Annotated in this window: 1 protein-coding gene; it reads right to left on the bottom strand. The window is 30.0% G+C overall.

Going from position 1 to position 307, the window contains the following annotated elements; translation table 11 throughout:
- Positions 1-53 precede the first annotated feature (53 nt).
- Entirely contained in the window at positions 54-236 is a 183-nt protein-coding gene (locus tag HMPREF2658_RS01570) for a hypothetical protein (RefSeq protein WP_000147241.1), read from the bottom strand.
- Positions 237-307: the final 71 nt, after the last annotated feature.

The following is a 307-nucleotide window of genomic DNA, read 5'->3' as shown; positions in this document are numbered from 1 at the left end:
TCTATATAGTATCAAGACAAGAAGAAACTCGTTTTCAACTCGTTTCCAAAAACCTATTCCTCAATCCTATTTTTTTGAAAATAATAAGTAAGCAACATACCTGAAATAGCAGCTGCTACACCTCCGATAAACCTAGCAACCCAAATATTGATAGGCATACTCTCAAAAATCATTAATATAAAATTTCCAACAAAAGCAGATATACAGATTATCAAAAAAACTTTTAAACCAGTCATAAAAACACTCCTTTTTATTAACACTAACTAAAAATATTGCTTTATTCCAATTGCTTTATTGACGTTGAGCC

Source organism: Staphylococcus sp. HMSC062H10 (assembly GCF_001836945.1).
In the GTDB taxonomy this organism is placed as follows: Bacteria; Bacillota; Bacilli; order Staphylococcales; family Staphylococcaceae; genus Staphylococcus; species Staphylococcus aureus.
Note: the sequence above shows the minus strand (reverse complement) of the source record. Positions and strands in the feature narration are given on the sequence as shown.

Coding starts and splice junctions, on each gene's coding strand:
- HMPREF2658_RS01570 (WP_000147241.1), bottom strand. CDS start 236: ATGACTGGTTTAAAAGTTTTTTTGATAATCTGTATATCTGCTTTTGTT.